Origin of the sequence: Mesorhizobium sp. M8A.F.Ca.ET.181.01.1.1 (genome assembly GCF_004792025.1) — a bacterium.
Classification (GTDB): domain Bacteria; phylum Pseudomonadota; class Alphaproteobacteria; order Rhizobiales; family Rhizobiaceae; genus Mesorhizobium.
In genome coordinates, this window is sequence record NZ_SRTV01000001.1 from 1,098,124 (window position 1) to 1,118,309 (window position 20,186).

At 62.0% G+C, this 20,186-nt stretch carries 19 protein-coding genes and 2 tRNA genes; 11 read left to right on the forward strand and 10 right to left on the reverse strand.

The window, feature by feature from the left end:
- Positions 1 to 9: 9 nt before the first annotated feature.
- The 5 genes from EN824_RS05405 to map all read right to left on the reverse strand — a co-directional run bounded on the left by EN824_RS05405 (position 10) and on the right by map (position 5,564).
- Positions 10 to 714: a cytochrome c oxidase subunit 3 gene (locus tag EN824_RS05405; protein WP_127872645.1), complete on the reverse strand. Its 705-nt coding sequence runs from the start codon at positions 712 to 714 to the stop codon at positions 10 to 12.
- Positions 711 to 2,480, reverse strand: a complete 1,770-nt coding sequence (gene ctaD / locus EN824_RS05410) for a cytochrome c oxidase subunit I (RefSeq protein WP_127872644.1) — start codon at positions 2,478 to 2,480, stop codon at positions 711 to 713. The genes EN824_RS05405 and ctaD overlap by 4 nt, the downstream gene beginning before the upstream one ends.
- Before the next feature lie 20 nt (positions 2,481 to 2,500).
- Positions 2,501 to 3,379, reverse strand: a complete 879-nt coding sequence (locus EN824_RS05415; RefSeq protein ID WP_127872643.1) for a cytochrome c oxidase subunit II — start codon at positions 3,377 to 3,379, stop codon at positions 2,501 to 2,503.
- A 151-nt stretch (positions 3,380 to 3,530) separates the two neighbouring features.
- Positions 3,531 to 4,292, reverse strand: coding sequence for a DNA repair protein RadC (radC, locus tag EN824_RS05420; protein WP_127276682.1), 762 nt, complete (start codon positions 4,290 to 4,292; stop codon positions 3,531 to 3,533).
- A gap of 444 nt (positions 4,293 to 4,736) precedes the next feature.
- A complete protein-coding gene (gene map, locus EN824_RS05425; RefSeq protein WP_127872642.1) occupies positions 4,737 to 5,564 on the reverse strand; it encodes a type I methionyl aminopeptidase in 828 nt (275 codons plus the stop codon).
- Between the two features lie 200 nt (positions 5,565 to 5,764).
- Between map and EN824_RS05430 the strand changes: the two genes are divergently transcribed.
- The 8 genes from EN824_RS05430 to EN824_RS05465 all read left to right on the forward strand — a co-directional run bounded on the left by EN824_RS05430 (position 5,765) and on the right by EN824_RS05465 (position 10,090).
- Positions 5,765 to 6,187, forward strand: a complete 423-nt coding sequence (locus EN824_RS05430) for a hypothetical protein (RefSeq protein ID WP_127872641.1) — start codon at positions 5,765 to 5,767, stop codon at positions 6,185 to 6,187.
- A gap of 111 nt (positions 6,188 to 6,298) precedes the next feature.
- Positions 6,299 to 6,538, forward strand: coding sequence for a hypothetical protein (locus tag EN824_RS05435; RefSeq protein ID WP_127872640.1), 240 nt, complete (start codon positions 6,299 to 6,301; stop codon positions 6,536 to 6,538).
- Between the two features lie 192 nt (positions 6,539 to 6,730).
- Positions 6,731 to 7,027 carry a DUF982 domain-containing protein gene (locus EN824_RS05440; protein WP_127276690.1) on the forward strand — a complete coding sequence of 99 codons (297 nt, stop codon included), beginning with the start codon at positions 6,731 to 6,733 and terminating at the stop codon, positions 7,025 to 7,027.
- A 166-nt stretch (positions 7,028 to 7,193) separates the two neighbouring features.
- Positions 7,194 to 7,457, forward strand: coding sequence for a DUF6074 family protein (locus EN824_RS05445; RefSeq protein WP_127872639.1), 264 nt, complete (start codon positions 7,194 to 7,196; stop codon positions 7,455 to 7,457).
- 345 nt (positions 7,458 to 7,802) lie between these two features.
- Positions 7,803 to 9,041, forward strand: a complete 1,239-nt coding sequence (locus EN824_RS05450) for a pilus assembly protein TadG-related protein (protein WP_167531455.1) — start codon at positions 7,803 to 7,805, stop codon at positions 9,039 to 9,041.
- Positions 9,038 to 9,487 carry a TadE/TadG family type IV pilus assembly protein gene (locus tag EN824_RS05455; RefSeq protein WP_127276692.1) on the forward strand — a complete coding sequence of 150 codons (450 nt, stop codon included), beginning with the start codon at positions 9,038 to 9,040 and terminating at the stop codon, positions 9,485 to 9,487. The genes EN824_RS05450 and EN824_RS05455 overlap by 4 nt, the downstream gene beginning before the upstream one ends.
- The gene (locus EN824_RS05460) at positions 9,477 to 9,881 is read left to right on the forward strand and encodes a TadE/TadG family type IV pilus assembly protein (protein WP_127276694.1); all 405 of its coding nucleotides are present in this window, start codon (positions 9,477 to 9,479) and stop codon (positions 9,879 to 9,881) included. Before EN824_RS05455 ends, EN824_RS05460 begins: the two co-directional genes overlap by 11 nt.
- Positions 9,882 to 10,014: 133 nt before the next feature.
- A tRNA-Cys gene (locus EN824_RS05465) sits at positions 10,015 to 10,090 on the forward strand.
- Positions 10,091 to 10,188: 98 nt separating this feature from the next.
- On the opposite strand, the gene EN824_RS05470 is transcribed toward EN824_RS05465, so the two are convergent.
- The 5 genes from EN824_RS05470 to phaC form a co-directional block, all read right to left on the reverse strand.
- Positions 10,189 to 11,328 carry a hypothetical protein gene (locus EN824_RS05470; RefSeq protein ID WP_135864337.1) on the reverse strand — a complete coding sequence of 380 codons (1,140 nt, stop codon included), beginning with the start codon at positions 11,326 to 11,328 and terminating at the stop codon, positions 10,189 to 10,191.
- A 779-nt stretch (positions 11,329 to 12,107) separates the two neighbouring features.
- Complete coding sequence (locus tag EN824_RS05475) at positions 12,108 to 12,674, reverse strand: sterol desaturase family protein (protein WP_167531456.1); 567 nt, start codon at positions 12,672 to 12,674, stop codon at positions 12,108 to 12,110.
- Positions 12,675 to 13,301: 627 nt separating this feature from the next.
- Positions 13,302 to 13,376 (reverse strand) — tRNA-Glu (locus tag EN824_RS05480).
- 284 nt (positions 13,377 to 13,660) lie between these two features.
- Entirely contained in the window at positions 13,661 to 14,911 is a 1,251-nt protein-coding gene (locus EN824_RS05485) for a YcbK family protein (protein ID WP_127872637.1), read from the reverse strand.
- 215 nt (positions 14,912 to 15,126) lie between these two features.
- Entirely contained in the window at positions 15,127 to 16,962 is a 1,836-nt protein-coding gene (gene phaC, locus EN824_RS05490; RefSeq protein WP_135931958.1) for a class I poly(R)-hydroxyalkanoic acid synthase, read from the reverse strand.
- A gap of 98 nt (positions 16,963 to 17,060) precedes the next feature.
- Here phaC and EN824_RS05495 point away from each other — a divergent pair, with 98 nt between their 5' ends.
- From EN824_RS05495 to EN824_RS05505, 3 genes are all read left to right on the forward strand, one after another.
- Complete coding sequence (locus EN824_RS05495) at positions 17,061 to 17,453, forward strand: hypothetical protein (protein WP_135931959.1); 393 nt, start codon at positions 17,061 to 17,063, stop codon at positions 17,451 to 17,453.
- Between the two features lie 62 nt (positions 17,454 to 17,515).
- Positions 17,516 to 18,733, forward strand: coding sequence for an LL-diaminopimelate aminotransferase (locus EN824_RS05500; protein WP_127872635.1), 1,218 nt, complete (start codon positions 17,516 to 17,518; stop codon positions 18,731 to 18,733).
- A 37-nt stretch (positions 18,734 to 18,770) separates the two neighbouring features.
- Positions 18,771 to 20,084 carry a homoserine dehydrogenase gene (locus tag EN824_RS05505; RefSeq protein ID WP_135931960.1) on the forward strand — a complete coding sequence of 438 codons (1,314 nt, stop codon included), beginning with the start codon at positions 18,771 to 18,773 and terminating at the stop codon, positions 20,082 to 20,084.
- Positions 20,085 to 20,186: the final 102 nt, after the last annotated feature.

Here is a 20,186-nt window from a genome sequence, read left to right on the forward strand (position 1 = left end):
TTGATCCTCTCAGGTCAGCAATCGTTGGCAAATGTCGACGAATGTCGCGGCCCAGCCGGCCAGCAGCGCGAAGATGGCGAGCCAGACGAAGAGCAGGAAATGCCAGTACATGGCGCACAGTTCGACGCTGAGGCGAAGCCGCTCCGGCCGCGCTCCATTCCAGGCGCCGGCGGTGGTTCTGCCGAGGCCCACAAGCCCGCCCAATATGTGCAGGCCATGCATGCCGGTGATCAGGTAGAAAAAGCTGTTGGCCGGATTGGAGCTCAGGAGATAGCCGTCGTCGGTCAGTTGCCGCCATGCCATGAGCTGTCCGATCAGGAAGGCGAGCGCCGTGAGCCCGGCGGTGACAAGACCGAGCCTGACCATGTCGACTTGGCCCCTGCGCGCCGCCACCGAGGCGCATTGCAGGGCTACGCTGCTCAGGATCAGCACGCCGGTGTTGAACCAGAGCAGCCGCGGCAGCGGCAGCGGCTGCCAGTCCGACACCGTCATCCGCATGAAATAGGCGCTGGTGAAGAGCGCGAACAGGCAGCCGACAACGGCGAGGAAGACGCCGAGGCCGATCTTGGCGGTGGGCAGCGCCGACCTGTCGAAGGCGACAAAATCGCTGGCCAGGCCTTGCTCGAGCCATGGCTTGCCCATCAGCCTCTGGTGTGAAAGCCACCATCCGGCAAAACCGGCAATGACGAGCAGGAAGACCAGGATGACGCTCATGCCGGTTCCCTCGAGGGGCCGAAGGAGCCCGGCATGTTCTGCGGAATGAAGTCCTCCTTGGCGCCCGGCACGCTGTAGTCATAGGCCCAGCGGTAGACGATCGGCAGATCCTTGCCGAAATTGCCGTGGGCCGGCGGTGTATGCGGCGTCTGCCATTCGAGGGTCGTGGCCCGCCACGGATTGCCGCCGGCCTCGCGGCCATGGCGGATGCTCCAGATCAGATTGAACAGGAACACCATTTGGGCAAAGCCGACGATGAACGCCATGATGCTGATGAACGAGTTCAGGTGGTGGGCCGACTCCGTCATGATCGTCATGTCGGTCAGTTCGGCATAGCGCCGCGGCACGCCCATCAGGCCGAGATAGTGCATGGGAAAGAAGATCAGATAGGCGCCGAGGAAGGTGACCCAGAAATGGAACCGGCCCAGCATCTCGTTGAGCATCCGGCCGGTGACCTTCGGGTACCAATGGTAGATCGCGCCAAAAACCACGAGGATCGGGGCGACACCCATGACCATATGGAAGTGGGCAACGACGAACATGGTGTCGGACAGTGGGACATCGACGACGACATTGCCAAGAAACAGCCCGGTCAGCCCGCCGTTGACGAAGGTGACGATGAAGGCCAGGGCAAACAGCATCGGTATGGTGAGATGGATGTCACCGCGCCACAGTGTCAGCACCCAATTGTAGACCTTGATGGCCGTCGGAATGGCGATGATCAGTGTCGTGGTGGCGAAGAAGAACCCAAAATAGGGGTGCATGCCGCTGACATACATGTGGTGTGCCCAGACCACGAAGCTCAGCGCGCCGATGCCGACGATGGCCCAGACCATCATCCGGTAGCCGAAGATGTTCTTGCGGGCATGGGTGCTGATCAGGTCGGATACGATGCCGAAGGCCGGCAGCGCCACGATGTAGACCTCGGGATGGCCGAAGAACCAGAACAGATGCTGGAACAGGATCGGGCTGCCGCCATTGTGCGGCAATTGCTCGCCCATCTCGGAGATCGCCGGCATGAAGAAGCTTGTGCCGAGCGCGCGGTCGAGTAGCATCATCACGCTGGCGACGAACAGCGCCGGAAAGGCAAGCAGCGCCATGACGGTCGCGGTGAAGATGCCCCAGACGGTCAGCGGCAGGCGCATCATCGTCATTCCGCGCGTGCGGCCCTGCAGCACCGTCACCACATAGTTCAGGCCGCCCATCGTGAAGCCGATGATGAACAGGATCAGCGACGAGAGCATCAGGATGATGCCCCAGCCCTGGCCACCCGGTGTGCCGCTCAAAATGGCTTGTGGCGGGTACAGCGTCCAGCCGGCCCCCGTCGGTCCGCCGGGCGCAAAGAAGCCCGACACCAGAACCAGCACGGCGAGCAGGTAGATCCAGTAGCTCAGCATGTTGACATAGGGAAAGACCATGTCGCGGGCGCCGACCATCAACGGGATCAGGTAGTTGCCAAAGCCGCCGAGGAAGAGGGCGGTAAGCAGGTAGATCACCATGATCATGCCGTGCATGGTGATGAACTGGTAGTAGGCCTCCGGAGTGATGAAGTCGAACGTGCCGGGGAAGCCGAGCTGCAGCCGCATCAGCCAGGACAGCACCAGGGCGACCAGACCGATGCCCGTTGCTGTCGCCGAATACTGGATCGCGATGACCTTGGCGTCCTGCGAGAAAACGTATTTCGTCCACCAGCTGCGCGGATGATAGAGTTCCACTTCCGCGACTTCGGCGGGCGGGATGCCGTCCGCAGGGGTGATGTCGACCATAGGAACACCTCCGGTCCTTCTCAGCGAGCTCCGGCCGTTTCGAGCTTTGCTGCAATTTTCAAACCCGTCGTCTTGCCCGGCGCCTGCTCTACCGAACCGGTTTGCTGCGGCGCCGACAACTGCGCGAAAGTCTGCTGCTGGCCAAGCCAGGCCACGTAGTCCTGCTGCGTGTCGACCACGACCACGCCATGCATCAAGGGATGCCCTTGGCCGCAGAGTTCGGCGCACAAGACCTGAAAGGTCCCGGTCCTGGTCGGAGTGAACCAGAAATAGGTGACCGAGCCCGGGATCATGTCCATCTTGGCGCGGAATTCCGGGATATAGAAATCATGAAGCACGTCGATGGAGCGGAGCAGCATCTTGACCGGCTTGCCGACCGGCAGATGCAGATCGGCCGCTTCGACCACGACATCGTCCTGACCATTGGGATCGCCGCCGATCACGCCCAGTGGATTGTCGGCGGAGACGTCGCGGGTGTCGGATGTGCCAAGCTTGCCGTCCTTGCCGGGCAGACGGAAACTCCACTGCCACTGCTGGCCGACGACTTCGACGTCGGTTGCGTCGCTTGGGACGTTGACAAACCGGCTCCAGACGAACAGGCCGGGAACCAGCAACGCCGTGACCCCGACCGCGGTGACGATCGTCAGCCACGATTCGAGCCGCTTGTTTTCAGGTTCGTAGGCAGCCCGGTTGGCTTCCCGATGACGGAAACGGAAGACGCAATAGGCCATGAATAGAACCACTGCGGCGAACACGATGCCGGTGATCCAGAAGGTGATGATGATGGTATTGTCGATATAGGCCCAGTTCGAGGCAATCGGCGTCCACCACCATGGGCTCAGCAGGTGAAACAACACTGAGCCCACGACGATCAAAACGAGTACAAGCGCTACGGCCATGTCCCGTTCCTCCAGGCATTCCAAGAGGCGCGAAGCCGTCCAGGGAAATACCTGGCCCATTATAGCTTATTTTGGGGTCGCAATTCTAGAGCCGACTATGTTGATTGAAAAATCCCGGCTCTTGCCCTTGGCCTGGCGCCAGTCCCGCCGTCTAGATCAGCAGCAGGCCCTTCATGCTGGAATAGCCTTTTCGCCCGATGATGATGTGGTCGTGGACTGAGATGCCCAGCCGCTTGGCCGCTTCGATGATCTCTTTCGTCATCTCGATATCGGCGCGTGACGGCGTCGGATCGCCGGAAGGGTGGTTGTGGACCAGGATGATGGCCGTGGCGGACAGTTCGAGCGCGCGCTTGACCACTTCCCTGGGATAGACGGGCGTGTGGTCGACCGTGCCGGTCTGCTGCACTTCGTCTGATATCAGCGCGTTCTTCTTGTCGAGGAACAGGATGCGGAATTGCTCGCGCGCCTCGAACGCCATGGCCGAGCGGCAATAGTCGAGAAGCTGCTGCCATGAGGCCAGGACTTCGCGGCCGTGGATCTCGCCGCGCGCCATGCGCTGGGCGGTCGCCGCGACGACCTTCAGTTCGAGCGCCACGGCCGGGCCGATGCCCTTGACCTCCTGCAACAGGCCGACGGGCGCGCCGAGCACCTCGGCCAAGGTGCCGAAGCGGGCGAGCAGCGCCTTGGCCACCGGCTTGGTGTCGGCGCGCGGGATCAGGCGGAAGAGCAGGAGTTCCAGAAGCTCATAGTCGGGCAAGGCATCCGGGCCGGCCGACGCAAAGCGCTCGCGCAGGCGATCGCGATGGCCGAGATAATGCGGCTTTTCATCGGCTGCCGCCTTGGCTCTCGCCGCCGACCGCACCGGCACCTCGGAGAAGAAACTCCGCTCATCGTCGTCGCCTTGTGTCGCCATGCGCCGCCCATATCCAGCCCGCAGCTGAGCAATGATCGCTGATCCCCACGAAATACTAGGACGGCGGACAGGGGCGGTCGAGGTCTTTTGTCTTTTCAACGCTGTCAATCAGCCCACAGCCGTCGAGCAGCCGGAATTGCTCCCCAGTCGGCGGCAAGGAATGAGTAGTTTCCAACTTTCGCGCAATGTTGCGGCAATGGGGGGCGCCCAAGCCGGGAGATCCTGCGCATGCTGGATCGCCGCGAGCGTTATCGGGAAAGGCACGACTAATACCCGCGCGAACGCTTCGATCCATGCACCGATGGCAGGGTCAGCGATGGCCGTCCGCGCAGTTGCCGCGAAATAATGCGCTGGTTCCGAGACCAGGACGAGGACGAAGACCGGCGGCCACGCAAACACTGGAAATAGGCGCGAAAACAACCAGACGATAGAGAGGACGGCCTCCTAGGCGGGCAAGCCGGGGCGGTCGAGCTTTTTGGGCGACAGCGTAAAGATCTCGCAGCCGGTGTCGGTTACGCCGACAGTGTGCTCGTATTGCGCCGACAGCGAGCGGTCGCGTGTCACCGCTGTCCAGCCATCCGACAGCACCTTCACATGCGGTCGGCCGAGGTTGATCATCGGCTCGATGGTGAAGATCATGCCGGGGCGCATTTCCACGCCTTCATTGGCATTGCCGTAGTGCAGGATGTTGGGGGCGTCGTGGAACAGCTGGCCGACTCCGTGGCCGCAGAAATCGCGCACCACCGAGCAGCGCTCGGCTTCGGCATAAGTCTGGATGGCGGCGCCGATGGCGCCGGTGCGCGCGCCTGGCCTGACGGCGGCGATGCCGTGCATCAGGCATTCGTGGGTGACCTCGAGAAGGCGTTCGGCCGCCCGCTTGATCGTGCCGACCGGATACATGCGCGAGGAATCGCCGTGCCAGCCATCGAGGATGTAGGTGACGTCGATGTTGACGATATCGCCATCCTTCAGCGGCTTGTTGTCGGGAATGCCGTGACAGACGACGTGGTTGATCGAGGTGCAGGACGATTTCGTATAGCCGCGATAGTTGAGCGTGGCCGGCAGTGCGCCGTGGTCCATGCCGAACTCGAAGACGAAACGGTCGATCGTGTCGGTGGTGACGCCGGGGCCGACCATCGGCACCAGTTCGTCAAGGCAGCGCGCGGTGAGGTCGCATGCCTTGCGCATGCCGGCAAAGCCTTCCTCGCCATAAAGGCGGATCTGGCCGGTGTTTCTGAGCGGTGCCGTGGCGGCGTCGAGATAGGTGACCATTTTGTCCGTATAGAAGGTGGCGCGCCGCAGGAGTGCTGGCGCTAAGATGTCACCAGATTTGGCACTTGGGGGCGAAAGGTTCAAGGAAGAACTGCCTGATGCAGCTCCAGCGCCGGGATATTCGCATGCCGAGGCGATCCTTTTCCCGGTTTTGCATGGCGTTCGCTTTCCATTGTGGCCATCGTGCGTTAGGCGGGGTGATGTTTTGGAGGTCGCATCCGTTCCCGGCGGTCCGGCGCATCAAGTCCCTTGAATCGCCACTGACGGCAGCCTGCTCATGTCTGATGGGCTTGGTGCTGCTGGCGATGCTGTGTCTCGGCCGGCCGGACACGCCCATTTCCTGGGATGCCGCGCAAGGCGGTGCCAGCGTTGGCCTCGAACGGTCGGGTGAGGTCGCAGCGCTGCTGCGTGTCGCCAACAAGGCCCAGGCGCTGGAGGTTCGCGGCGCCCGGCCGGTGCTTGCGAAGTTCGCCGGCGGCCATCCGGCCCTCCCGGTTCCGCAGGCTGTCTTCCGTCGCCCCGCCCCGACGTCGCCGGAGATGTTTGTCGCCGGCCATGGGCCGGTCTGCGCGCCCCGTGTCAGCACCAACCAGCCGCGTGCGCCTCCCTCCACGCGAGCCTGAGCGGTCCGGGACCGCACGTTCACCTCCATTCCAAGCCATTCGCGTCGCAACCCGTGCGGCGGCCGAGAGCCGCGCATTGGTGGCGCGGCGCGTCATTTTCGGATCATTGCAATGCAACAGCGTATCAAGACATTCAAAAGCCTGTCACGCGCGGCCTCGGCTGCTTCATTTCTTTCCGTCCAGGCGCTCATCGGTATCGGAACCGTTTATTGGGCGATCGCCGAGACGCTCTATTTGTCGAGAACCGGAGCGCTCGTCCTCGGCGCCCTGTTCGCCTTGCCGTCAGCCTACGTTCTGCTGACGGTGGCGCGGATGGCCTTCGACGCGGAGACCGATCCGGCCAACCAGTGACCGAGGGTTCAAGACGTCCGTGTTCGAAAGTTCACGGGCGTCTGCTGGTCCTTGCCGCAGCAAACGGTCGCGGTTGACTGCGGCAAATCGTCCGCTTCCGCAGTGGCGACACATTCTCACGACATAAGATGGCGAGCAACTTTTTACGACGAGCGGCGTTGCTTGGGACTATGCCGGTTCGGGAGATGTCGGATGGACAGATTGCAATTCGAGGTGCCGGTGCGCATTGCACCAGGTCCCGGCTTGCCCGTCGAGGAAATCTACGGCGTCGAGCAGGCGCTCGATTTTCTGCAGGACTGGCCGGCACGCCGGCAGGGGCCCGTGTATCAGAAAGCCTTCAATGCCTGTTTTGGCGCGACCGTCGATGTGGTCAAGACCGAAGACGCCTGCCGGGCGTTCATGGCGTTCTGCCGCGTCACCGGACTTATGGCGGGCGACATGATGGCGCCACGCAAGCGCGGCGGTGAGGCGCGAGCACTGCAGGCTTGAGAGCCGCGCCGAATGGCGTAAACCAGCTCAGCTTCGAGTGCGTATGACAATTCGCGTGCGGGGAATGCATTGGCCGGCGCCGTTAAGCTTCCGTTTCCACTTTCGCGGTTAGCCATTGCTTGTTCGGCAATGGTTGATTCGTTGCGTCAGTTTCATGGTTCGGAAGATGTCCCCAGAAAAAGTCCGTGCGTTCCCGATCGATCGTCAGTTATTCTTGGTCAGGGAAGTTGCCGCCAGGCTCGGCAATCTGCATGGCGAGACCGCCACCTCGTTCTGGAAGGCAAAAGCGGCGGAGTTGCTCGATCTCGTTGTCGGGACGGGCAGGGACAGAACGGCGGCCAGTGACGAAGTACGCAGGTTTTTCCTTGCCGTACAAAGAGAACTGTTGGCTGGGTCGGTTGCTGAGCCAGCTCCAGTTCTTTCCGCCTGAAGCAGATATCATCCCAAAGATCGCGCTACTGGTTCGAGTTTTCTTGGCTCATCCTTCGAGTCGGCCACTGCCGGTGCCGTCGCATGTTGTTGGGGCCAGACGGCGCTGATCCCAGTTCGCGGTGATAGGTCCTAAGCCGGGCCGCTTGATCCTGTCCCCATACCGGCTCCCCCATGCAGCGCGGCGTGGTCGTTTCGTCAGGGAACGGTAAACAGCCGGCGCCCCGTCCGTTGGCCCCCTGTTCGTCCAGATGGCCGCGTGCACCCATTAAGAATGGCGGCCTTCATCAAAAATGAGCCAAAGTTTTTAGGCGTTCATTCATACATGCGTGTTTTCTAATGGATTATGGTGTTCAACTGCTTCACCCGAATCCGGCTCATGGCGGCCAGCATGCGCCGCAGCAGATCGGCGAATGTCGCCACCATCTTTGCCCTCACCTTGCCGATCGTTGTCGGTGCGGCGGGTTTTGGCGTGGAAACCTCCTATTGGTACTATAACAGCTTGAGACTGCAGGCCACGGCGGATGCCGCAGCCTATGCCGGCGCACTGGAGCAGATCTCGGGTTCGGATACGCCGACGATCGTCGCTGCCGCGACCCAGTCTGCTGCAACGAATGGTCTTGGCGCCGGCACGATCGTCGTCAATACACCGCCGGCATCCGGGCCGAACACGGCCAAGAAAGCGGTTGAAGTTATCGTCGGCCAAAAGCTCAATCGTATGTTCACCCTGATCTTCACCCAGAGTCAGGTTCCAGAACAGGCGAGGGCGGTGGCGCTCATCACTGACGCATCCAAGGCCTGCCTCCGGGCGCTCGATCCCTCGGCCTCGCAGTCGGTGCTCGTCTCCGGCAGCGCCAGCATGAAGCTCACCGGCTGCGTCATCATGACGAATTCGATCGCCCAAGACGCCATTAAGGTGCAGGGATCGGCGGCTCTCCAGGCCGACTGCCTGATCTCGGCGGGCGGCGTCGTGCTGAACAATCCGGTGACCACGATCTGCAAGGCGCCGATCACCCAGGCCTTGCCCATACCCGATCCGTTCGCCAGCGTGCCAGCGCCTGCCGCCAGCAACCCATGCCAGACTCTCAAAAATAATAAGACGACGCAAACAATCCAGCCCGGGACTTATTGCAGTGGCATGGACCTCTCCGGAAATGTCACGCTTTCGCCCGGCGTCTATGTCGTTCAGGGGAATTTGAAGATCAACGCGGGGGCAGTCGTCACGGGCAGCGGCGTCACCATCTTCATGGCGGGCAGCAGCACCGTCAGCATGAACGGGAATGCGACCGTGACGCTCAGCGCGCCTCAGTCGGGCACCTATTCCGGTATGCTGTTCTACGGTGACAGGACAGGCATGGCGGCGCAGAGCACCTTCAACGGTACTGCAGATTCCTTGCTGACAGGCGCCATCTATTTCTCCAAGCAGCAAGTCAACTACCTGGGCAACTTCTCAGGCAAGAATGGCTGCACGCAGGTTGTCGCCGACACTATCCAGTGGTCCGGCAATTCCACGATCAACCAGGACTGCTCGAGTCTGGGAATGAAGGACCTCCCGGCGGCGGCGTCAGTCGCGATTGTCGAATGAAGCCCGGGGCCTATCGATTGATTCCAGCCATTCGCGAAGACGCGGGCACTGCCGCGGTTGAGTTCGCGATGGTCTTGCCCATCCTGTGTCTGGTACTGCTCGGCATAGCCGACGGCTGGTCATACGTCACGAGTTCGCTGTCGATGCGCGCCAGCGTGAAGACGGCAGCGAACATGCTCTTGGCGGGCTCGGCCGACGACAGCGCGACGCAGGCCGCAGCACTGGCGAACTGGGAGAGGATGCCGGACGACGGTCAGGTCACGCTGAGCCGGATCTACAAATGCGGAACGACCGTGGTCGACGCTTCGACCTTGTGCAGCGGGCCGAAGGCACCGTCGGTCTTTGTCCAGATCGACGCATCGGCGACATGGACACCTCCCTTCACCTTCGGCGTCTTTTCCGCCCCCAGCACGATCGGCCAGCAGGAGCTGATCCGTGTTCGGTAATGCGGGAGGCTTCAAGGCCGATCGATCGGGCGGAGCCGCGCTCGAATTCGCGCTCATCGCACCGTTCCTTATCATGCTGCTATTCGGAATCTTCGCCTTCGGCTGGTCGATGAATTCGGCCTCCAGCGTTCGCTACACGCTGGAGGCGTCCGCACGGTCCCTGCAACTTAACAACACGTTGTCCCAAACTGCCCTCCAGTCGATCGCGACGCAGAAATTGCAGGCCCTGGGCCTGCACGATGTCAACGTCACGATCGCCATCGATCCGGCGAGCGGCGGCTTTCGCATGGCGCATCTGACCGCCACCTATGCCTTCGTCATAGACTTCCCATACTTCGACGGCTTCCCGATCAATTACGCGACGACGGTGACCGTGCCGCTGGTCGGCAGTTAGACACGCAGTCTGACCACGAAGCTGCTGGCCTCGAGCCCCGTGGTCAGGCTCTTTTCCGCAATGGGGTGTTGCCGAAATTTTTACCCAAGACATGAAGAATCTTTAAACTTCTGCACGTTACCAAAGCACGCATGGCCTCGTGGCGGAGCGGCTACGCTAGAGACTGCAAATCTCGGAAGCCTCGGTTCGATTCCGAGGCGAGGCCTCCAAAATTCCGAAGCAATGGACTGGCTCGGGCGGAAGTAAATCCCATTCCCGGTTCATTTCCGCGTCACGCCGAGCGATTCCGCGTGGCCGCAAAAATGCTCTATCGGAACAGATATTTCGAGACCTCGGGATTGCCGCGGCGCCACATCACATTGTCCAGGAAATAGTGGTGCACGTTGATGAAAATCAACACGATGAAGAAGAACAGCGACGATCCCAGCACCTCCTGGTCATAGGGGATAAGGGCCGTCAGCGCGGTCGGAATCAGCCAGAAACCCAGACCGCCGAGGAGGAGGCCAGCACTGATGAACTCCACAAGCCGCACCCTGTAGGCCGGACCAAGAATGGACAGGATTCCGGACGGCGGAACTTTCTCGACATCGCGCCCGTCACGCTCGACATTGCTCTGGTAGCGCCAGACCACCGCCAGGTACTGCAAGGAATGGAGCGCCGGCACCACGAGCAGCCAGAGCGGATTTGTCCTTACAATCAGAATCCAGAGATAGAGCGACGCGACGTAGGCGATGACGCCGTTATATGGCAGGCTGCCGCCATTCCTGCCCCAACGATTGATCAGCATCACGGCAGTGGCGGCCGTTGACGCGGCCGCGGCCGACAGCCCAATCGCATTGAGCCATGCAGGGGTGGCAAACGTATAATACTCCAGTCCCAGGTACTTTCCCCGGCTGACCGCCGTGTTGGTCTGAAGCCATGCGAACAGCCAGACGGCATAGCTGTTGATCAGTAGGATTTTCTTGTCCGGATCGGTGAAGAACCTGCGCTTCAGGACGGCATCCACCATCAACATGCCGTAGCCTTGCTTGACGTAGTGCCAGCCGACGAAAAAGAACATCGCGTTGGTTGCGTTTCCCAGCAGCCGGGCGTTCGCCGTGATCGAGCTGTAGGCAAAAAATGCGCCCATGAGCAGGGGAACGACGATGCCGGCGAAGATGTAGCGGAGCTGGAGGTTCCTGTCGTAGCCGTCGCCGCGCAGCTTCCGTCCGAAATTGCGGTAGAAGAGTTGGTATGAGTGGGCGAAGTGCGGATAGTTGATCACATAAGCCAGGAAGAGCATCGTCGCCGCCACCAGACTTTCGTACCTCAGTGGCACGAAGTACAGCGCCGGCAATATCAGGAATGCGCTGCCGCCAAGCATCAGAAAATCCGCGAGCGGACCAAAGAGATATTTTGGGGGCGTTGCCGCGGGAGCGCGTACATCGGCCGAAAGGTGAACCATCATATGAGCGCTCCTTTCGCATCCATTTAATCACCGGCCCGTCCGCTCGACAAGATAGAGGAGCCGAGCGGTCAGCGCGAAGGCATGGCTGCAGCCGACGTCGTAGCCGGCGATATTGTCGACGCGGTGCCGCCCCCTGCCAAATCGCATCGGCCAGCCATTGGCCGCGTAGGATCGGGAGAGAGACCGAGGTCTGATAGACTGGCATTGGTGACCGGGAGGAACGCGCTGTAACGGCCTCGCAAGCTCGGTTTTGCCGCTCGAAGTTCCCGCCACGAGCGGAAGAGCCAAGACCAGGGTTGTCATTTGAGGATGACGTAGAGTGGAATCAGGATAGAAAAAGCGGCGACGCCAGTGAGAAATAGGTCTGTGATCATGCGCCGCCGCGGTGCGCGACGTACACGAAATGTCGGTATCTACGCAAAACCCGCCCCCATTATTGCCCCAACTGAGCATCGCGTAGTCACGGCAGGAGTGCAAGCATCGTCTAAATTAGGAGTGCGCAATCATCTAACCGTAGCGCAAGCTTCACGGTTCCGACCGCGGTCTATCCCCGGTCGTGACCGCCTTGCGCGGCACCAGGGGATAACCGATCTGGCCAAAGATGTTTGAGGGGATCGGATCGTCGACGCCGTACTTGGCCGGCATTGAGGCTGTAGGCACGCGATAGGTGCCAAACACCAGGTCGATGAGCGCCAGTTGGCCGGCGAAGTTGCGGTCATAGGCGGCTCGCTCGCCGGCATGGTGCCAGTGATGGAACTGCGGACCGGCGATCAGCCAGGTCAGCGGCCGAAGCCGATCTTGGTGTTGGAATGGACCAGCATCGTGTGCCCCATATAAATCACCGAATAGAGCGCGATGGCCTCGCCGCTGAAGCCGAGCAGGAACACCGGCAGCAGCGCCGTTGCCTTGGTGACGATCTGGTCGACGGGGTGGACGTGGAAGGCGGCGAGGCAGTCCATTTCCTCGACGCTGTGATGGATGGCATGGAAGCGCCAGAGGATCGGGACGGCATGAAAGGTGCGGTGCGCGGCGTAGACGCCAAGGTCGGTCAGCACGATGATTTCCAGTACCTGCATCCAGGTCTGCTGGCCCGCCACCCCCGTCGTCACCCCGTCCGGCACCAGCAAGGCGAGCGCGCTGAAGATCGGCACGAAGATCAGGCCGCCGACGAAGTTGACGACGAAGCCGTTGAAGGCCGCGTAGGACAGGTCGTTGAAAAAGCCCTTGCGAAAAATCCGTTGCAGCCGCCGCAACGGAAACAGCCGTTCCAGCGGAATGAAGATCAGCAGGCCGATCGCGACCGCCTTCAGGCCGAACAGGTCGGCGATCTGCTGTATCGCATCCACGCCCCCAACCCTTCCCAACGGACAGAGAGGATATCCAAAGCACCGCGATCACCGCCGTGCAAGGCGGAAGGTGTATAGGAGGTTAATTCCTGTTCGGCGCTAGGTCAGCCAAAGCGCGTAACGCTTTATCCATGCCTCGTCTCTTTGACGCCTCAGTTCGTATTCCGGCACCAATGCCGAGTTTACGACGGCGGCTGGATGCCTCGGCCATATATGATCGCCGGCTTTCTGCACGCCCCAAATGGCGATCAGCACGACGGTCGTTACACCGCAGACTCGTCCAAAAGATAGTCGTTCCATCGGCACCGGTCCCCTCTGCCGCCAGGGATGATGAGCAAATAGTCCCAACAAAGCATGAACGAGCGGTCCGCTGAACGGTCCCTCGCAAACGTCAACCTCTCTTTGCACGGCTTTCATGGATAATCAGCGCGATCACCAGACGTTCGAATTGGAGGCACTGCGTGCGCGACCGCGGACTGAAGGACCGCCGACCAAGGGCTGGACACCATGGAAAGCCGGCGCCGGTATTCCTCCGTCCGCAGCCGAACTGTTCAGGCAAATTCACTGGCGTTATTCGTCGGATATTCGACGCATCGTCTCAAAACGGAGCTCAGTGCTTGAAAGATCTGGTACGCCCAAGGGGAATCGAACCCCTGTTACCGCCGTGAAAGGGCGGTGTCCTAACCGCTAGACGATGGGCGCGCTCAGACGAAGCGGCTTATACTGACGTTGCGCGCAACCGGCAACCCGTTAGGTGCCGCCTTGGACAACTTTTTTCCGGCCCGCCAAATCGGCGATTTCGCCCGGGTTGGCAGGGCCTGGTAATTTGCGGTGACGTCAGTCGCTTCGTCGTCCTCGGGCCGTCGCGACAAGGCTTCGCGTCTGCTTCGCACAGGAGTGACGAAGTCGAGTCGGCTTCGGCCAATCTTGAAGGTTCACGGGAACGCTATTGGCGGAGCCCAACAGGCTCAGGTCCATTGACGCTGTCAGCCGTCGCCACCGCCACTGCGCCGGCGGCAGCGCCAGTTCCAGTCGCGCTCGGGGCCGACGTCGACATGGACCGATTCGGTGTGGCAATAGGTGCCGACGCCGCCGCGGCCTGGCATGGTCCTGATGTAGTTCGCCAGCTCCCATTTGGAGACGCCGGGCACCTGGATGTCGGCGGCGGCGCAATACATGTGCAGCGAATTCTTGGCGCCGTTGGCTCGGCGGTTGCGGGCCGGGTCGCGATAGCCGGAGGTCACCATCATCTTGCGGCCGTAGTGGCCTTCGATCGTCTTCAGCACGCGCACGAGGGACGGCTTCAGGCAGGCGACGTCCACGCTCTCATTCTGCTTCAGGAGACCGTTGGGCGCCAGGCGGGCCATGCCGGCGGCCGACGCAACCTGATAGCTGCCACCCGAGCCTTCGTCCTCGTTGAGGTCGACGTCGCTTTCGTCGTCGAGGCCGGATTTGCGCTTGATCTCGAACAGGGCCGTCTGGCGCACGCCGGGCAAGGCATCGCTCCCGGTGATGTGACCGGCTTCGTCACCGGTCGAAGCCAACTGTATCGGCTTTGCCGTGGAATCGGCCGAGGCCAAAGTGATGATCGGCTTTGCCGCTGCCGGAGCGGACTTGGCCTGCACGGCCGGCTGTTCGCCCGATCGTGTGTTGACCAGCGGGGCGGGCGTTGCCGAAGCGGGGGTGGCGCCGAACATCGAGGCCAGGAAGCTTTTCTTCTTCGGCGCCTCGGCTTGTGGCGCCTCGCCGGCGGTCACATAGACCGGATTGTTCATCACCGGTGCCGCGGCCGGCTTCGGCGTCGTCGCGGCGGCATCGGCGGCGGCGATCTTCTGGGCGACCGCGTCGGTCTGCTGCGCCGTCTGTACCGGCTGCTGCAAGGCCTGCGGCGTCTGCCCCGCGATCGTTTCCACGCCGGCCGGCGTGGTGAGCGGAAAGGCGGCCTGCGGCTTGGCCATCGGTACGTAGGCAACTGTCTCGGGGAGCGCCGCGTCGCTTTCGCTCATCACGGTCGTCTGCTCCGTCGCCACCTGCGACGACGAATCTGTGGCGGCGAGGGGCTTGCTCGTGGAGGCGGCGTGGATGTCCGATGCGGAAGCATTATAGCCCGGCATTCCAACCGACATCGTCGGGTCGCCAGCCGATGTGCAGGAGGCTAGAAGCACGGAGCAGAGCGCTGCCACAATGGCGCGGCGTTCTCCCTTTGCGAGGCTCCATCCTGCTGATTTCAAAGTCAAATTCCCCCTCGATGTCCGGTCGGTACATCCGTGTCGCTGACTGGCATGTCCGCGTCAGGGCGACCTTTGTCTCCGATCCGGAAACGAGACCTGTGTCAAATCAGCAAGCCTGTAAGTATTTTTGCAGCGATTGCCGAATTGCGGCTGCTTGATGGTTGACGACACCATTTCGCCCGCTTTTAGGGGGCCGTCAACTCACCACACATTACAGTCCGTTACACACGCACCTTGACATAGGTGCCGGGAGCATCGCCCAAGGTTTTCATATGCTTGCCAGGTTTGCGGGCAGGTACGCGGGTGTTGTCCTTGGCCTCTATCCAGCTTTGCCAATGCGGCCACCAGGACCCGGGATGGTCCGTGGCCCTTTCTATCCACTGGTCGAAGTCGCCTTCCGGCGGACCGCCGGTCCAGTACTGGTACTTGTTGGATGCGGGCGGATTGACGACGCCCGCTATATGCCCCGATCCCGCCATCACGTACTCTACGGGGCCGCCGAAATATTTCGAGCCGAGGAAGACGGACAGCGCCGGCGCGATGTGATCTTCCCGGGAGGCGAGATTGTAGACGGGAATGGTGACATCGCCGAGCGAGACCGTGTGGCCCGCCAGTTCCATCGTGCCGCGCGAGAGGTTGTTCTCGAGATAGCAGTTGCGCAGGTAGAAGGAATGGTTGGCCGCCGCCATGCGGGTCGAATCGGCGTTCCAGTAGAGCAGGTCGAAGGGCAGGGGATCCTTGCCGCGCATGTAGTTGTTGACGACATAGGGCCAGATCAGGTCACCCGAGCGCAGCATGTTGAACGCGGTCGCCATCTTGGTGCCGTCGAGATAGCCTTTTTCGTTCATCGACTTTTCCACCGCCGCGACCTGTTCCTCGTCGACGAACACTTTCAAATCGCCGGCATGGGTGAAGTCGACCTGCGTGGTGAAAAAGGTCGCCGACTTGATGCGGTCGTCGCCTTCCCCGGCCATCAGCGCCAGTGCCGCCGCCAGCAGCGTGCCGCCGACGCAGTAGCCGATCGCGTTGACGTCGCGTTCGCCGGTCGCCTTCTCGATCGTGTCGAGGCCGTATTGGAGGCCCTCCCGGATATAGGCTTCCCAGTTCTTGGCGCCGTGGCGTTCGTCCGGATTGATCCAGGAGATGACGAAAACGGTGTGGCCTTGCTCGATCGCCCAGCGGATAAAGGACTTCTGCGGGTTGAGGTCGAGGATGTAGAACTTGTTGATCCAGGGCGGGCAGATCAGCAGTGGGCGCTTCAGCACCGTCTCGGTCGCCGCATCATACTGGATGATCTCCGCGACATCGCTGCGGCCGACCACCTTGCCGGGCGTGTTGGCGATGTTCCTGCCGATCTCGAAGGGCGAATAGTCGGCCTGGCGCAATTTCAGGTCGCCCTTGCCGGCGGCGATGTCCTCGGCCAGCATCTTCATGCCGCGCACCAGGTTTTCGCCGTTGGAGGCGACGGTTTCGCGAAACAGTTCGGGATTGGTCAGGATGAAATTGGACGGCGAGATGGCGTTGGATACCTGCTTGACGTAGAAGCTCGCCTTGTGGCGGGTATGCTCGTCCAGGCCTTCGGCGTGGTCGACCAGTTCGGACGCCCAGCGCGAGGTGACGAGATAGGCCTGCTTGAGGAAATCGAAGAAGGCGTTGCGGCCCCATTCCGGATCCTGGAAGCGCTTGTCGCCGCGCTCCGGCTTGACGGCATCGTCGGCACCCTCGGCGTTGGGGCTGACGCGCTGGATGGCGTTCGCCCAAACCGTCATATAGCCGGCGAACAGCCGCGTCTGCGCTTCGAGCGCGCGCTGCGGATCGGCAAGCCAGTATTCACTGAGCTTGGAGAAGGTCTTGACCATGTCGACGACAGGCTCGGCGACGTGGTCGCGCACCTCACCCTTTTCGCGCGGTTCGGCCCAGGCGGACGCCGCCTTGCCGGCCTGTTCGATCATCCGCGCCATGTTCAGCGCGAAGCGTTCCGGGTCCTTCACCAGATATTGCTCGACCGTCGAAGGTCCGCCATCTTCCGCTTTGCCCGAATCGGGTGTTTTGGACATGGTTCGCGGGGTTCCTCCGGAAGCGTTTTCTTGACATATTAACATGGGACATCCGACAGGGTCCAATCTCGCTCTACCCCGGCTGCCAAGGAAACAATATGACGATTAAGTTTGGCGAGACTGTTTTTTTCGGTGCCGGCCATTTTTGCCGCATCGGCGCGGCGATCATGTTCGTGGCCATTGCCGGATGCTCGAGCACGAATACCGGCGGTCCGGTGCCGATGGCCACCGACGCGGGCCCGAAGGACACCGGCACCTTTCCGAACCTCAACATCCCGCCGCAAGTGGCGGCGAAACAGTTCACCGAGGCCGAGAAGAACGCCAAGCTGGCCCAGTTGAAGGCCGACGAGAACGCGCAGCGTGCCAAAAGAGGCGGCGCGGCCGTCACCAACCAGGCGGCTCTGACCGATCTCGCGAAGAAACATGGTCCGCAGACGCTGACGCAGATCGAAGGCAAATGCGACCCCGCCCTCGACCCTACCTGCAAATGAGTATATAGCGCGCGCCCAATGCCCTAAGATATCCGGGGCTCCCTTTGCTGTCTGGAACTGCCATGGAAGAATTTCACAAGGTCCGCCGGCTTCCGCCTTATGTGTTCGAGCAGGTCAACCGGCTCAAGGCCAGCGCCCGTTCGCGCGGCGCCGACATCGTCGACCTTGGCATGGGCAATCCGGACCTGCCGACGCCCAAGGCCATCGTCGACAAATTATGCGAGGTCGTGCGCGATCCGCGCACGCACCGCTATTCCTCATCGCGCGGCATTCCCGGCCTGCGCCGCGCCCAGGCAAACTACTATGCCCGCCGCTTCGGCGTGAAGCTCAACCCCGACACCCAGGTGGTGGCCACGCTTGGCTCGAAGGAAGGCTTCGCCAACATGGCGCAGGCGATCACCGCGCCCGGCGACGTGATCCTGTGCCCCAATCCGACCTATCCGATACACGCCTTCGGCTTCATCATGTCGGGCGGCGTCATCCGTTCGCTGCAGGTCGAGCCCGATGACGGCTTCATCCCGGCGCTCGAGCGCGGCGTCCGCCATTCGATCCCGAAGCCGCTGGCGCTGATCCTCAACTATCCGTCGAACCCGACGGCGCTGGTGGCCTCGCTCGATTTCTACAAGGACGTGGTGGCCTTCGCCAAGAAGAACGACATCATCATCCTGTCCGACCTTGCCTATTCGGAAATCTACTTCGACGGCAATCCGCCGCCTTCCGTGCTGCAGGTGCCGGGCGCCATGGACGTCTGCGTCGAGTTCACCTCGATGTCGAAGACCTTCTCCATGCCCGGTTGGCGCATGGGCTTCGCCGTCGGCAATGAGCGGCTGATCTCGGCGCTGACCCGGGTCAAATCCTATCTCGATTACGGTGCCTTCACGCCGATCCAGGTGGCGGCCGCGCACGCGCTCAATGGCGACGGCGCCGATATCGCCGAGGTGCGTGACATCTATCACAAGCGCCGCGACGTGATGGTCGATGCCTTCGGCCGCGCCGGATGGACCGTTCCCGCACCAGCGGCCTCGATGTTCGCCTGGGCGCCGATCCCGGAGCCGTTCCGTCATCTCGGCTCGCTCGAATTCTCCAAGCTGCTCATCGAACACGCCGATGTGGCGGTGGCGCCTGGTGTCGGTTTCGGCGAGCATGGCGATGATTTCGTGCGCGTGGCGCTGGTCGAGAACGAGCACCGGATCCGCCAGGCGGCGCGCAACATCAAGCGCTTCCTGTCGACCAGCGCCAAGCAGCCCAACAATGTGGTGCCGCTTTCCGCCCACCGGTAAATACAAATTCGATCTGATTTGAGGGGCGTCGCCTTCCATGGCTGAAGCACTGCGTGTTGGAATTGCCGGACTCGGCACGGTCGGCGCATCGGTGGCGCGCGTGTTGCGCGACAAGGCGGCGGAACTGACCCGCCAATGCGGGCGCGACATCATCGTGTCGGCGGTTTCGGCGCGCGACCGGAAACGCGACCGTGGCATCGATCTAAGCGCCGCGAACTGGTTCGACGATCCGGTTAAGATGGCGCAGACCGCCGAGCTCGACGTTTTCGTCGAGCTGATCGGCGGCGATGAGGGGCCGGCGCGGGCCTCGGTGAAAGCCGCGCTCGAAGCCGGCCGTCATGTCGTCACCGCCAACAAGGCGCTGCTTGCCAAGCATGGCGTGGCGCTTGCCGAAATCGCCGAGAAGAAGGGCGTGCTGCTCAACTACGAGGCCGCTGTAGCAGGTGGCATTCCCGTCATTAAGACGATGCGTGAAGCGATGGCCGGCAACTCGGTCAACCGTGTGTTCGGCATTCTCAACGGCACCTGCAACTATATCCTGACCCGCATGGAGGCCGAGGGCGTCTCCTTCGACGTCGTGCTGAAGGACGCGCAGCGGCTGGGCTATGCCGAAGCCGATCCGACCTTCGACATCGAGGGCCATGACACCGCGCACAAGCTCTCGATCCTGACCAGCCTAGCCTTTGGCACCAGGATCGCGGCGAACGACATCTACATGGAAGGCATTTCCAACATTACCCAGGCCGACATCCGTGCGGCAGGCGATCTCGGCTACCGGATCAAGCTGCTCGGCGTCGCCCAGCGCACGGAGAGCGGCATCGAGCAGCGCGTCCATCCGACCATGGTGCCGACGGCTTCCGTCATCGCGCAGGTGCACGGCGTCACCAATGCGGTGGCCATCGAGACCGATATTCTGGGCGAATTGCTGCTCTCCGGCCCCGGCGCCGGCGGCAATGCCACCGCCTCGGCGGTCATCGGCGACGTCGCCGACATCGCCAAGAGCCGGCCCGGCTTCCAGCATGGTCCTGTCTTCGGCCGGCCGGCGAAGGAGCTGAAACCCTACAGGAAGGCGCAGATGCGCAGCCATGCCGGCGGCTACTTCATCCGGCTGACCGTGCATGACCGCATCGGCGTGTTCGCGGCGATCGCAAAGCGTATGGCCGACAATGATATTTCGCTGGAATCGATCGTCCAGCATGCGGTCAGCGGCGAGGCGGCGGCGCAGAAGACGGTGATCCTCGTCACCCACGAGACCACCGAGGCCGCCGTGCGCAAGGCCGTCGACGGCATCACCAAGGACGGCCATCTGACCGACAAGCCGCAGGTCATCCGCATCGAGCGGGCAGGGTAGCAGGCCCCCGGAATCGCCGGGCATAACCACTGCCGGCACATTTCGGTTCGATGGGGATATCCCGGAACGAATTGGCGTCGGCGCCGTTCTCTTGGTCAGCAA